The following is a 13,512-nucleotide window of genomic DNA, read 5'->3' as shown; positions in this document are numbered from 1 at the left end:
CATTGGTTTTGACGCCTCATGTCGGCGTGAGGTAATCTTTCCGCTCACTCTTTACGATCAAACATCCTTCGTCGCAGCATCGACAGGTGATACGTTGAGATGACGAGGATGACGGGGATCGTCATGGGGTTTCAGGAAGAAGCGGCGGGCGACATCGAGATAGCCGTTATAGACCAGACCGCCATTGATCGTGACAAGCGTGTCTCGATGGCGGCGGTAGAGAACGGGGATGCTGTACCAGGGGATGGCGGGCAATTTGTGATGCAGCACATGCAGATTGTTGTAGAGAAACAATAGCCCGAACAGCGGGCTGTTCTCGACGATCGCGGTGCGCTCATCCTGATGGTCGGCATAACGGTGCTCCGCATAGGACCGGAGCCTGCTCAGCGCCGCGCCGACATAAACGAAACCGAAGAGATAGAGCCAGAGCGGCATTCCGCAAATCCCCACCACCCAGGTCAGGACACCCGCAACACCAATCGCATGCCGCGCCCAAAGCGCCGCCCGTATCCTGTCGCCCTTGAAGATCAGGGATACCTCCTGCACCAGGAAATTGACAATCATGACCAGCGGGCCAAGCGTCAGCCGCCCCAGCAAGGTGGTGTTCCAGAGCGCCAGATATCGGCCGATCAACCCCATTCTTTCCCAGGCCGCCTGGGTGAAATAAGAGGATTCCGGATCTTCGATCGGATCGGTCAGATGTTCGTCGCGGTGGTGGGTCAGATGCCCTTCCCGGTAAATGGCGTAGGGTAACCACAGAGGCAAAGGCGGCCAGCCGATCGCATCGTTGATGGCGCGATAGCGGGTCGGATGCCCATGAATGACCTCATGCTGGAGCGATCCATGCCAGGCGACCAGCCATCCACCAAGGGCAATCACAACAGGAACCGACAAAGATTGCCAGAACCATGTCACCGCCAGGAAACCGCCATAGATGACGATCGCCAGAACCACCGTCTGCCATTCGATGCGGGATATGGTGAGAGAGTTGGGGGACGAGGAAAAAATATCAGGAGAAGGAAGACGGGACATGAATCAGGTTCCGGCTGAGACGGGTTTCTCGCACCACTATAAAGCCGGGCGCTGGACGCCGCGCCGCACGGCTTTGCAGCAGAGACGGCAAAAAGGGAAAAATGGTTTTGCAACAGGGTTCTACGGAAAATATTTATTCTATAAAATTTGTAGGTTATTAGCTTTAATCCCTCCATCGAATTGAGGAGCGCTGCCCGCCTCATGCGGGCAGGCGCTTCATACCGGAGGGCCATTTCTTGACATTCGACACCACACGCCGGCAGGTGCTATTCGGCGGCGCATCCATTGCAGGTCTTGTCGCTCTTGGCGGCGTTCATCCCGTTTTTGCCAATGCCGACCGCTCCAGGATCGTCGTCCGCGTCGAGAAAGACCTTTCAAACCTCGATCCGGCCAATCGTTCAGGCCCGATCGATCTTAACGTCCTCTGGTCAGTGCAGCAGGGCCTGATCTCCTTCAAGCCGGGCTCGACGGACTGGGAACTCGACGCCGCCGAAGAACTAGAACAGGTAAGCGACACCGAAATCCGTTTCAAACTGCGCAGCGGACTCAAATTCACCGACGGCTATGGCGAACTGACCGCTGAAGACGTGAAATTCTCCTTCGAGCGTTTCCTCAAGCCGGATGCCGAAGGCAAGCCCGTTACCTACGCCAAGGACTGGTCAGCCCTTGATCGCGTCGAGATCACCAGCCCCCTCGAAGGCCGCATCATCCTGAAGCAGCCGGCACCGGCACTCTACACGATCGCGCTCGCTGATGGATCTGGCCGGATCATTTCCAAAAAGGCTTTCGAAGCGCTCGGCAAGAATATCGCCACGAAACTGATCGGCAGCGGCCCCTATGTTCTCAAGGAATGGGTTCCGCGTGAGCACTTTACTCTGGAAATCAACCCCGATTACAAGGGACCGATCAAGCCGCACTTCCAGCAGATCGTCGGCAAGCCGATCGGAGAGCAGAAGACCTCGGAAATCGCCTTCCAGTCCGGCGAGATCGACTTCACCGCGATCGACCCTGAAAGTGGCAAGGCGCTCGCGAACCTGCCAGATGCAAGCGTGACGGAAATTCCGGCCATCGACTATGTCTGGTTCGGGCCCAATATCGAGAAGGCTCCCTTTAACGACATCCGCGTCCGTCAGGCGATCCGTTATGCCGTAGACATCGACGCGATCCTGCAGGGTGCCTATTCCGGCATCTATCCACGCGCCAATTCGCTGCTTGCACCAAGCCTGCTCGGATACTGGAAGGAAGCGCCCGTCTATGCACGGGACCTGGAAAAGGCACAGGCATTGCTGGCCGAAGCCGGCCACGCGAAAGGTTTCAAGACCAAGCTCACCATTGAAGCGACGGCACGTTATGAGGCCATTGCCCAGATCATTCAGGCAAATCTTTCTGAAGTCGGTATCGAGGTAGAAATCGAGGCGCTGGAATCCGCCGCCTACTGGGCGCTCGGCAAAAACGACGCCAGCAAGGACCTCGAGCTGTCGCTTGTCAAGTTCAACGGAAAATTTGACCCTGGCTTCCAGACGCAATGGTTCACATCGGCGCAGGTTGGTCAATGGAACTGGCAGCGCTGGAAGAACGCGGATTTCGATGCGCTGCATGAAAAGGGCGGCGTCACGGTCGACCCCGCAGAGCGGGAAAAGATCTACATTGAGGCACAGAAGCTGCTCGACGAATCCGCAGCCTTCATCTGGATCACGCACAATCTGAATGCCTTTGCTTCGCGCAAATGGCTGAAGCCCGGTGTTCTTCCGAATGGCAATAACTGGCTCTATACAGCCTTTACGGAAGCGACGGCCTGATCCGGTGCGTGTTTTCTCAATGACTGAAAGGGATGCGCTGCGATGAGGAGCGCATCCCTGCAAATTCATCTCGCCTTCAAGCTCGTTACGGCGCTTCTCGCCGTGGCGGGCTCCGTCGTATTGCTGATGGCGCTCACACGGCTGATCCCCGGCGATCCCGCAACGGTGATCCTCGGTTCACACGCAACGCCCGAGGCCGTGGCGGCGCTCAACGCCCGCATCGGTCTCGACAAGCCGCTGATCGAGCAGGTGTTCAGGTTTTTCGGCCGGCTTGTTTCCGGCGATCTCGGCGAAGACGTTTTCAACGGCCGTCCGGTCATCTACCTTGTTGCGGCAGCCTTGCCGAACACGGTGGCCCTTGCAGTTTCCGCCATGCTCTGCGCCATCGCGCTCGGCGTGCCGCTTGCCCTCATCTCCGCCCACTGGCCCGGCGGCAGGACGGACCGGCTTATCGCATTCCTGAGCGTCGGCTTCATCTCGACGCCCAGCTTTGTCGTCTCGGTGTTCCTCCTGATGATGTTTTCGGTGAAGCTGCGGTGGTTTCCGGTGCTGGGCGCCGGCAACAGCGGCGATATCGGCGACCAGCTCTGGCATCTCGCCCTGCCGACGGCGGCGCTCGCTGCAGGCTGGATCGGCTATATCGCCCGTCTGCTGCGCGCCTCGCTGCTGGAAGTGCTCGGTGAAAACCAGATCCGCACATTGCGGGCCTATGGTGTCAGCGAGACGAAAATCCTGGTGAAATACGCCCTCAAGCCGGCGATATTGCCCACCGTCGCCGTGCTTGGCATGGGGTTTGGCGAACTTCTGGGCGGGGCAGTTTTTGCCGAAGTCATTTTCAACCGTCCCGGTCTCGGTTCGTTGATCTATGACGCCATCCGCACCCGTAACTATCCGGTGGTTCAGGGCGGCGTCTTTGTCATCGTGCTGCTTTATGTCCTGACCAATCTCATTGCGGATCTTTCGCAGAGCCTGCTCGATCCGCGCGAGCGCGCCCGGCTCGTCTCTGGAAGGCAACAGCAATGACCGTCCTTCACGATCTTTCCCGCCGGCCCGGCGGCACATTTGCGCTTTTTGCAGTCACGCTGCTCTGTCTCGTGGCAATCGCTGCTCCGCTGATCGCGCCTTATGGCCCGAACGCGATCGCGCCGGCCAGCCGGTTCATGGACCCGTCGTTGCAACATCTTCTCGGAACCGATCATCTCGGCCGCGACATATTGAGCCGACTTATCTACGGCGCGCGGATAGCGCTTGGCATTTCTCTCTCCGTCATCGCCATTTCGCTGACAACGGGTGTCGCACTGGGTGTGGCGGCTGCCCTCTCATCACGCGTCGTCGACCTCTTCATCGTCGGCGTCTTTGATGTCGTGACTTCGTTTCCAAGCATCATCCTTGCTCTGGCGCTTGTCGCAGTCTTCGGCCCGGGTCTCGGCAATGTCGTTCTGCTTGTCAGCATCGTCTTCATCCCGCATTTCGGCCGGGTCGCCCGCGCCCAGACGATCGCAATCCGCAACAGCCCCTTCATCGAGGCGGAAAGGGTTCTCGGTGCCGAAACGTGGCGCGTGGTCCTGCATCATGTCACGCCCAACATTATCGGTCCGATTTTCGTACTGGCATGCATGGATATCCCCGTCGTCATCACCATCGAGGCGGGGTTGAGCTTTCTCGGTCTTGGCGTGCGTCCGCCGCTTGCAAGCTGGGGCAACCTGCTCAACGACGGCTACACCTATCTCGACCAGTCGGTCTGGCTCGCCACCTTTTCCGGTCTGGCGTTGATCCTCGCGACACTCGGTTTTGCGCTTCTCGGTGAAGCCCTGCGCGACACACTCGACCCGAAGCTGAGGAAAAGCCTGTGACAGATGCCCTCGTCCTCATCGAAAACCTCAACGTGTCTTACAAAAGCGCCGGTCGGAGCGCGCATATCATCGACGGCGTCGATATCACCATTGGTCGCGGCCAGTCCGTCGGCCTCGTCGGCGAAAGCGGCAGCGGCAAGTCAACGGTCGCCTTCACCCTGCTCGGCCTGCTTGCCGATAATGCGGAAATTTCGGCAAACCGTGCGGCCTTTGACGGACGCGAGACAAACCTGGCATCAGGGGAAACAGCAAGGCTGCGCGGCACTGATATAGCCATGGTCTTTCAGGACCCCATGACCGCGCTTAACCCGATGTTCACGATCGGCACACAGCTCGTCGATATCCAGCGCCGGCGATTTCCAAAGGAAAGCCGGAGAGCGCTCTGGGCGCGGGCGGAAGCGGTGCTCGCCGACGTGGGTTTGCAGGATGCGGCGCTACGCATGCACCGGTATCCGCACGAATTCTCGGGCGGCATGCGACAGCGCGTTGTGATTGCCATGGCGCTTCTGGTCGAACCGAAGCTGTTGATTGCCGATGAGCCGACAACAGCGCTTGATGCCACGGTTGAAGCGCAGGTGGTGGAAATGCTGCATCGGCTGCGGCAACGAACTGTCGCTTCCATGCTGGTCGTCAGTCACAGCATGGGGCTTATCGCCGAACTCTGCGACAGCGTCATCGTGATGTATGCGGGAACGGTGGTGGAAAGCGGTCGGGTCGCGGACGTCTTGCATCGCCCTCACCATCCTTATACCCGGGCCTTGCTCAACTGCGAGATCGACCCTTACGCGGCGTTTGACCGCCTGCAGGATCTTGCCACCATTCCCGGTACTGTTCCCGACCCCGCCCACCGGCCGCAGGGCTGCGTCTTTGCGCAACGATGTCCCTCCCGCCACGATCGCTGCGTGGAAAAACCGCCACGTCGGCAGGCGAAGAGCGGGCAGAGCTTCTTCTGCTGGCTGGAGGCGGCGTAATGACCATACCGGCCCTTTCACTCAAGAATGCGGTGATCCGCTACGATCGGCTGACTGCCGTCGATGGCGTTTCACTGGATCTTTTCTCCGGTGAAACCCTTGGTCTTGTCGGCGAAAGCGGATGCGGAAAATCCTCTCTTGCCCGGGCAATCGTCGGGCTTCAGCCGCTTGCTGCCGGTACGCTTTCGGTTGCCGGCGAAACGCTGGATAGTACAGCAACCAAGCGCCGCAACGATCTGCAGCGCCGTATTCAGCTATTGTTTCAGGACCCAGCCGCTTCGCTTTCACCGCGCATGAAAGTGCGCGCGCTTCTGGCCGAACCGCTTAAAATACGCAAAGTGCATTCTCCCGAAAGCTGGGCGCAGATATCCGCGCTTGCGGAAAGCATCGGCCTCGGCGAGCAGCTTCTTTCACGCTATCCGCATCAGCTGAGCGGCGGGCAGGCGCGGCGTGTGGCGCTCGTGCGCGCTCTTGCGGCCGAACCCTCGATCATCGTTGCAGATGAACCGACGGCTGGCCTCGATATCTCCATTCAGGGCGAGTTGCTCAATCTCCTGCGCGAGCTTCGGGATCGGCTGAAGCTCAGCTATCTGCTCATCTCCCACAATCTCAACGTTATCGGCCGCGTTACCGATCGTGTCGCCGTGATGTATCTCGGCCAGATCGTCGAGAGCGGGCCGACAGCCGACCTGTTTCGTTATCCAGCACACCCCTATACGCAGGCGCTGCTCTCCGCCAATCTCACGCTCGATCCCAGCCGTCGGCGCGAGCGCATCGTGCTTTCCGGAGAATTGCCAAGCCCGGGCAACCCGCCATCCGGCTGCCGTTTCCACAAACGCTGTCCGCTGGCGCGTCCACGCTGCTCAAGCGAAGTTCCAACGCTTGTTTCCGCCGGCTCATCCGGCCGCAGTGTCGCCTGCCACTTTCCACTCATGACGGAAACAGAAGCCCTGCCTCAGGCGATAACGGGGTAACCATGACGCGCGGCATCCCGATCAAGCTCGGCCAGCACTTCGTAGTCGGCATCGCCGAGCAGACTGATGCCGCGCAACGAGAGCGTATCGCAGACGCCGGCAAGTGCGGGATCGGCGATGGTCTCCGCCAGCGCACGCCGCAGGATCACGAGTTCCCTTGCCGGTGTCGCACCAGCCGTGATGAAGGGCAGCCCCGGCCCCCTGGCAGTTTCGGCAAGAATGCGCACGCCCGCAACCCGTTGCGGATCAAAGCGCAGGGTGTTGCCGAAGGTGACGCAGTCGATGGAAGCGACATCCGCCTCGCCTTTCGAAACCGCATCGATACTCGCCAGATGACCACCGGTCTTCAAGACCGAGGAGAAGAACCGGCCGGCATTCGCATGTGGCGCCACGAAAGCCCGGAACAGATTGTAGCCCGAATTGCTGCCGGGTTCGTTGATCGCAGCCCGGGCGCCCCTCAATTCCTCGATCGACTGCGCTGTCGAGGCAGCGTTGACGATGATGAAACTGCATTTGAGCGGGCCATCGCATCCGGGCAGGCCATAGACGGGGGTTGCCACCAGTTGCACCTTGCCGCGCAGATGCCGCACATAGGGATATCCGCAGGTCTGGCCGAACAGCAGATCGGGCCGGAGCCACGCCTCGTCATAACGAATTCCATCATCCAGCGCGACCGGCGCATCTACACCACCGGCACGAAGACGCTCGCCCAGCGCCGCCCAGAACAGCGCCGTCGCCTCCTTGACCGGCGTAGGGCTGGCATACATGGCAAGACTGGCGAGCGACATCGGGAAAACTCCGGAAAAACAATTCAAAAACCTATGCAATACATAGATTTAAAGTGCAATTCGATTTCTTCGCTGAAAGGATGCCTGCCATGAGCCTGCCCTTGCAAGACGCCCGCTCCACACTTTCAACCACGACCGAAATCACCTGCGATGTGCTCGTCATCGGCGGCGGTCCGGCCGGCTGCTGGGCGGCGCTGGAAGCGGCCGGTACCGGAGCGCGCGTTGTTCTGGTTGACAAGGGCTACTGCGGCAGTTCCGGCGCAACGGCCTCTGCCGGCACGCAAATCTGGTATGTGCCACCGGATGAAGCCGCGCGGGATGCTGCCATGGCAAGCCGCGAGGCAATGGGCGGCTATCTTTCCGAACGGTCATGGATGGCCCCGGTGCTCGACAAGACTTTCGAAAGCGTCAACCGGCTGGCGGACTGGGGTTATCCCTTTCCCAGCGACGAGAAAGGCGAGCAGCAGCGCATCTCCGTTCAGGGACCGGAATATATGCGGCTTTTGCGTCGTCGGGTGAAAAATGCAGGCGTCACCATTCTCGATCATCACCCCGCAACCGGGCTGCTGACAGAAGGCGGGCGCGTCGTTGGCGCAACCGGCCTGCGGCGACAACAGGGCGGGCAATGGCGTATCGCCGCCGGAGCGGTGGTGCTGGCAACAGGCGGCTGCGCCTTCATGAGCAAGGCCCTCGGCTGTGATGTTTTGACCGGGGACGGCTATTTGATGGGCGCCGAGGCGGGTGCAGAACTATCCGGCATGGAATTCTCTTCGGCCTATGCGATTTCACCCGCCTTCGCCTCAATCACAAAAACAGCCCTCTACCGTTTCGCGCAGTTTTATCACAAGGACCACAGCCTGATAGAAGGCGCGGGCTCCGCCAAGGGTCGCTCGATCATCGCCCGCACCCTGCTTTCGCAACCCGTCTATGCCCGGCTCGATCTTGCCGAAACCGACGAGGTGAAGGCGATCCTGCGACGTGCCCAGCCCAATTTCTTCGTGCCGTTCGATCGTCGCGGCATTGATCCCTTCACCGAGTTCTTTGAGGTCAAGCTTCGGCTGGAAGGCACAGTGCGCGGCACCGGTGGACTGCGGCTGACCGGGCTCGACTGCGCAACAACGGTTGCCGGCCTTTATGCCGCTGGCGACAATGCCACTCGAGAGCCAATCTGTGGTGGTTTCACCGGCGGCGGCAGTCACAATGCAGCCTGGGCAATTTCCACCGGCGCCTTCGCCGGCGCCTCGGCCGCAGCCTTCGCCCGCGAAAAGGTGGCGCTATCGGGGAGCGATCTTCCGCAACCGACCACCAAAACCACAGCATACCGGGAGACTGTCGACCCCGCAGCCATCATCAAGGCAGTACAGGACGAGGTCTTTCCCCTCGAAATCAATTATTTCCGCACGCATTCCGGCCTTTCGGCAGCATTGACGCGGCTTGACGCCCTATGGATAGAGACCGCCGCTGCTACGGTGACCGACGAAAGCCAGATACTGTCGCTGCATCAGGCGCAGGCGATGATCGCTACAGCGCGCTTCATGTATCACGCCGCTCTGGCACGCACGGAAACGCGCGGCATGCACCGGCGCGACGATTTTCCGAAGCAGGATCCCGCCCAGCATCACCGGCTCATTCTCAGCGGCCTCGATGCAATAGCCATCCGGCGGGAAACCGTTGATCCCGGCATTTACAAGGAGGCGGCGGAATAATGATCGAGGTTCTGGATAAAGACGCCTGCACGGACTGCAATCTCTGCGTTCAGGTATGCCCCACCAATGTCTTCGAGGCGATGCCGGAAGGCCCACCCGTCATACTGCGGCAGGATTCCTGCCAGACATGTTTCATGTGCGAGGCCTATTGCCCGGTGGATGCGCTTTACGTCGATCCGGATGCCGAGGCCGTACACGGCCTGACACTGGACAGCGTGCGGGCGAGCAATCTCTTCGGCAGTTACAGAAAGGCCATCGGCTGGCACAAGGACACGCGTCAACGCCGCCACATTGATGATCACTTCCGACTTCCGCAATGACCTCGACGTACTCACGGCGTCGTCTCGGCCGGTAGCGGACGCCGCTCTCTCATGGCATATCCAGAAATGAAACCGCCCCGGCACGGCGGGCCGGGGCGGTTCCGATATCCGTGTTTCCAGGCAGTTTAAAAGGCTGCGGCTGGTATCCAGCTCGCTGTGGCGGCTGTGCTGGTCGAGAAGGCGGGAATTTTCTTCGCAAGGTCTTCGATGGTTTTCACGTCTGCCGACCGTAACTGCTCCTGCGTAACAAGAACCGGATCGACAACGATGTTTCTCGGCACGTTCTCACCAGCGATTTCGAGTGCGGCGGCGCGTACCGACACTGCTCCCACGACAGCCGGGTTGGTCGCCGCAGTTGCGACCCAGGGGCTGCCCGGCTCAACGATTTCCTGAATATCGGCCGTAGAAATATCGGCGGAATAAATCTTGATTTTATCGCTGATGCCGAGATCGGCCGTCGCCAGTTTCACGCCGCGGGCAAATTCGTCATAGGGTGCGAAAATCACCGAAATTTCCGGATTGGCGCGCAGAACGGCCTTGGCCTGATCCGCCGTCGCCGCTGCGGTCGTATCGCTGACCGTTCCGAAACGGGCTTTCTCGACAATGCCCTTGTTGGCAGCCTTTACCTTGTCCCATACTTCGTTGCGGCGGTCGAGCGGCGCAAAGCCCGCCACATAGGCATAACCGGCCTCAAACTTCGTACCATTATCCTTCAGCGCCTGATCAAGCGCCAGCTCGGCGAGGCGATGATCCGACTGCTCGACCTGCGGGATCTTCGGATTGTTGAGGTTCACATCGAAAGCAACGACCTTGATGCCCTTATCCAGCGCCTGCTGAACCACATCCGTCAGCGATTCCGGCTGGCCATGATCGATGATGATGGCCTGAACGTCGAGATTGATCGCCTGCAGGATCTGCTCGCGCTGCTGCGCCGCATCCTGTCTGCCGGGGAATATCCGCAGGTCGGCGCCCAGCGCCCTGGCCTGTGCTTCGGCGCCGGACTGATAGGCCTGGAAGAAATCGCCGGCGGAAATATAGCTGATCAGTGCGATCTTGACGCCGCCCTTGTCGAAAGGGTCAGGCGCGCCTTTCAATCCTTCCGCCCCCGCCACCCCGGCGGCCAGTAGCGAAGGCAAAAGCGCAAGGGCGAGATAACCGGGTTTCAAAGACATCGGGATTTTTCTCCAATTGGACGGTAGCTGCATGAGTCATCAAATTAAGAGCATATAATCTATCGTTTTTATGGGTTTAAAATTGCTATTTTGCGCGGGATAGCGAGTTTTCTTTTGTTCGCAAGACGCGCGCGGGGAGAGGTTTTGCTCATGACCGGGAAGACGAGCGTACCCCATGGCGCCCGGGAGAGCAGCGGATGTCTCATGGCTGGCGCGGCGTAAAATTGATGAATTTCAAAACCTTGGAGCACATGTCGGAAGGCGCGGAAATTTATTCCATGCTTTGGCAACACAATAGAAGGCCCATTCTTGTTTGCCACAGCAAAAGTATTACCAAACTGGATTGTTACAGGATGGATTTCCGCACATGCCCCTTCTCGGCGTTCAAAATATCTCGCATGCCTTCGGTTCCACGAAGGCCTTGGTCGATGCTCACCTTACGATCGAAGCGGGTGAAGTCGTCGCGCTGATGGGCGCGAATGGCGCTGGAAAATCCACACTCGTCAAAATCCTCTCCGGGCTTTATCGGCCCGATGCCGGAACGATGATATGGCAGGGCAAGCCATTTTCACCGCAGAGCCCGGCGGATGCGGCGTCGCAGGGCATCGTGACAGTGCACCAATCGACGGATGTGGTGGGCATTCCGGGGCTGACGGTCGCTGACGCGCTTCTGCTCAACCATTTCGTCGATGGCCGTCATCCTTTCTTTCTGTCGAAAAAATCCGTCCGTCGGCAAGCGGCGGCGATCCTTGCCGAAACCGGCTTCGATCTGCCACTTAACCGGGATTTCGAAACACTGAGCGCCGCCGACCGGCAGCAGGTTGCCATTGCCCGCGCGCTGGCGAACAAGGCCCGGCTGATCATTCTGGACGAACCGACGGCCAGCCTCTCCTTTCGCGAATCCGCCCGTCTTTACGATCTCGTGCGCTCCCTGAAAGCGCGCGGGATCGGTGTTCTCTATATTTCGCACCGGACCGCCGACCTCGAAGCGCTCGCGGACCGGGTCGAAATCCTGCGGGGCGGGCGCAATGTCGGCTCCTTTGTGCGGCCTGTCGATTTCAACGCCGCCATTGAAACCATGATCGGCCGCTCACTGAATGCAGCGCGACCGGACCGGCGACGCGATTTCGAAAAAACGGTGCTGCGACTGGAGAATACGCATCTGCTGCCGGAAAGCGCGCCCTTTTCCCTTTCCGTTCGGGAGGGAGAGGTGGTTGCCATCACCGGCGTTCTCGGCGCCGGCAAAAGCCGTCTTCTGTCCACGCTGTTCGGTCTTGGCGCCTTCTCGGGCGGACAGGCATTGCTGGATGGAAAGGCCTATGCGCCGGGCAGCCCCGCCGAAGCAATCGCCTCCGGCGTGGTGATGGCCGCCGAGGATCGGCACAGGTCTTCCTTCATCCATGCCGACTGGCCGGGCGAAAGCATCGCCGCAACGATCAGCCTGCCGCATCTCAAAAAATGGTATCCGTCCGGCTTCCTCCTATCCAACCGGGAAAAGGAGGAAGGGCAGAAAGCGATCCATCGCCTGTCGATCAAGGCGCAATCAGCGGACGCCTCCATCTGGTCGCTTTCGGGCGGCAACCAGCAAAAGGTCGTCATCGGCCGGTGGGAGGCCGAACCCAGCCGTCTGCTTTTGCTGGACGAACCGTTTCAGGGCGTCGATGTCGGCGCGCGGCAGGATATCATTGCCGCCATTCGCCATCATTCCGAGCGAGCCACCCTCATCGCCACCTCCGACCCGGAAGAGGCCTATGAAGTGGCCGACCGGGTACTCGTCATGGATGGCCACACCCTTCTTGAACAAACCAACGATGCCGGAACGCCGCATCTTCACAAGGAACCTGCCTGATGGTTGATGGCGCGAGAGATATTTCAGAACAATCAAAAGAAGCGGGGACACTGGAAAGCCTGCGAAACGCGATAAGGCGCGGCGCGGTTTTCCTGCTGCTGGCGGCGATGGTCGTCGGCTTTTCACTCGCTCAGCCCGCCTTCATCAACATCAACAATCTCATGAGCATCCTGCAGGCGGTCTCCGTCGTCGCCATCATCGGCGCGGGCGTCAGCATCACGCTTGCGATCAACGGTTTCGACCTGTCGGTCGGGGCGGTAGCGGCATCGAGCGTCATGGCTGCAAGCTATGCCATGATAGTGCTTGGGCTGAACGCCTGGCAGACGGTGCCGCTGGTGCTGGCCTTTGGCGCGCTTGTCGGTCTTGCCAATGCTTTCCTGATCGTCAGGCTCAAGGTGCCGGATCTGCTCGCCACGCTTGCCACCATGTTTCTGCTGACAGGTCTCCAGCTAATTCCCACGGCTGGCCGCTCCATCTCCGTCGGCCTCATCCTGCCTGACGGTTCGACTGCAAGCGGCAAATACGATCCCGCCTTCCTGACGATCGGCCGCTCCAGCCTGTTCGGCTTCATTCCCCTACCCGTGGTGCTAATGGCCATCGTCGCCATCGTTCTCTTCATCCTGACCGAAAAAACGAGGCTCGGCCGTCTGATCTATGCCACCGGCGGCAATGAAACGGCCGCGCGGCTTGCCGGTGCCAATGTCGACAGGATCAAGACCTTCGCCTACGTGCTGTCGGGCACACTCGCAGCCCTTGGCGGCATCATCGTCGCCGCCCGCGTTGGCCGGGGCGATGTGTCCTCCGGCGCCTCGCTGCTGATGGATTCGGTCGCAGCCGCGCTGATCGGCTTTGCGGTTCTGGCGCTGCGCCGCCCGAACGTTCTCGGCACGCTTGTCGGCGCCGTTTTTGTCGGCGTGCTGCTCAATGGCCTCACCATGCTGAATGCGCCTTATTACACGCAGGACTTCATCAAGGGTGCCGTTCTGGTTGGTGCGCTGGCGCTGACCTACGGCGTTGCCCGCACGAAAATCTGATCTTTTCAATATCC

At 59.9% G+C, this 13,512-nt stretch carries 13 protein-coding genes; 10 read left to right on the top strand and 3 right to left on the bottom strand.

The window, feature by feature from the left end; all coding sequences use genetic code 11:
• Positions 1 to 57 precede the first annotated feature (57 nt).
• Complete coding sequence (locus tag ACQZ5N_RS15400) at positions 58 to 1,032, bottom strand: fatty acid desaturase (RefSeq protein WP_003504148.1); 975 nt, start codon at positions 1,030 to 1,032, stop codon at positions 58 to 60.
• Here ACQZ5N_RS15400 and ACQZ5N_RS15395 point away from each other — a divergent pair.
• From ACQZ5N_RS15395 to ACQZ5N_RS15370, 6 genes are read left to right on the top strand one after another with little or no spacing between them, the layout of a single operon-like run.
• Positions 1,031 to 1,216, top strand: coding sequence for a hypothetical protein (locus ACQZ5N_RS15395; protein ID WP_128286955.1), 186 nt, complete (start codon positions 1,031 to 1,033; stop codon positions 1,214 to 1,216). The genes ACQZ5N_RS15400 and ACQZ5N_RS15395 overlap by 2 nt on opposite strands.
• 52 nt (positions 1,217 to 1,268) lie before the next feature.
• Positions 1,269 to 2,831: an ABC transporter substrate-binding protein gene (locus ACQZ5N_RS15390; protein ID WP_003504146.1), complete on the top strand. Its 1,563-nt coding sequence runs from the start codon at positions 1,269 to 1,271 to the stop codon at positions 2,829 to 2,831.
• 42 nt (positions 2,832 to 2,873) lie between these two features.
• The gene (locus ACQZ5N_RS15385; RefSeq protein ID WP_003504145.1) at positions 2,874 to 3,854 is read left to right on the top strand and encodes an ABC transporter permease; all 981 of its coding nucleotides are present in this window, start codon (positions 2,874 to 2,876) and stop codon (positions 3,852 to 3,854) included.
• Positions 3,851 to 4,684, top strand: coding sequence for an ABC transporter permease (locus tag ACQZ5N_RS15380; protein WP_003504143.1), 834 nt, complete (start codon positions 3,851 to 3,853; stop codon positions 4,682 to 4,684). Before ACQZ5N_RS15385 ends, ACQZ5N_RS15380 begins: the two co-directional genes overlap by 4 nt.
• The gene (locus tag ACQZ5N_RS15375) at positions 4,681 to 5,655 is read left to right on the top strand and encodes an ABC transporter ATP-binding protein (protein WP_003504142.1); all 975 of its coding nucleotides are present in this window, start codon (positions 4,681 to 4,683) and stop codon (positions 5,653 to 5,655) included. Before ACQZ5N_RS15380 ends, ACQZ5N_RS15375 begins: the two co-directional genes overlap by 4 nt.
• Positions 5,655 to 6,629, top strand: a complete 975-nt coding sequence (locus ACQZ5N_RS15370) for an oligopeptide/dipeptide ABC transporter ATP-binding protein (RefSeq protein ID WP_003504140.1) — start codon at positions 5,655 to 5,657, stop codon at positions 6,627 to 6,629. The genes ACQZ5N_RS15375 and ACQZ5N_RS15370 overlap by 1 nt, the downstream gene beginning before the upstream one ends.
• Here ACQZ5N_RS15370 and ACQZ5N_RS15365 read toward each other — a convergent pair.
• Positions 6,611 to 7,417: a phosphate/phosphite/phosphonate ABC transporter substrate-binding protein gene (locus ACQZ5N_RS15365; RefSeq protein WP_003504138.1), complete on the bottom strand. Its 807-nt coding sequence runs from the start codon at positions 7,415 to 7,417 to the stop codon at positions 6,611 to 6,613. The two genes, ACQZ5N_RS15370 and ACQZ5N_RS15365, sit on opposite strands and share 19 nt — an antisense overlap.
• A gap of 89 nt (positions 7,418 to 7,506) precedes the next feature.
• Here ACQZ5N_RS15365 and ACQZ5N_RS15360 point away from each other — a divergent pair, with 89 nt between their 5' ends.
• Together ACQZ5N_RS15360 and ACQZ5N_RS15355 are read left to right on the top strand one after the other, a co-directional pair.
• Complete coding sequence (locus tag ACQZ5N_RS15360) at positions 7,507 to 9,123, top strand: FAD-dependent oxidoreductase (protein WP_003504135.1); 1,617 nt, start codon at positions 7,507 to 7,509, stop codon at positions 9,121 to 9,123.
• Positions 9,123 to 9,443: a 4Fe-4S dicluster domain-containing protein gene (locus ACQZ5N_RS15355; protein WP_003504133.1), complete on the top strand. Its 321-nt coding sequence runs from the start codon at positions 9,123 to 9,125 to the stop codon at positions 9,441 to 9,443. Before ACQZ5N_RS15360 ends, ACQZ5N_RS15355 begins: the two co-directional genes overlap by 1 nt.
• A gap of 125 nt (positions 9,444 to 9,568) precedes the next feature.
• Here the strand turns inward: ACQZ5N_RS15355 and ACQZ5N_RS15350 are convergent, their stop codons facing one another.
• Complete coding sequence (locus tag ACQZ5N_RS15350) at positions 9,569 to 10,615, bottom strand: substrate-binding domain-containing protein (RefSeq protein WP_003504131.1); 1,047 nt, start codon at positions 10,613 to 10,615, stop codon at positions 9,569 to 9,571.
• Positions 10,616 to 10,982: 367 nt separating this feature from the next.
• Between ACQZ5N_RS15350 and ACQZ5N_RS15345 the strand changes: the two genes are divergently transcribed.
• A complete protein-coding gene (locus ACQZ5N_RS15345) occupies positions 10,983 to 12,464 on the top strand; it encodes a sugar ABC transporter ATP-binding protein (RefSeq protein ID WP_003504130.1) in 1,482 nt (493 codons plus the stop codon).
• A complete protein-coding gene (locus ACQZ5N_RS15340; RefSeq protein ID WP_003504127.1) occupies positions 12,464 to 13,498 on the top strand; it encodes an ABC transporter permease in 1,035 nt (344 codons plus the stop codon). The genes ACQZ5N_RS15345 and ACQZ5N_RS15340 overlap by 1 nt, the downstream gene beginning before the upstream one ends.
• The last annotated feature ends 14 nt before the right edge of the window (positions 13,499 to 13,512 follow it).

This window comes from Agrobacterium sp. 22-221-1 (assembly GCF_053522445.1).
The sequence above is the reverse complement of the archived record's forward strand: the minus strand, read 5'-3'. Positions and strand labels throughout refer to the sequence as shown.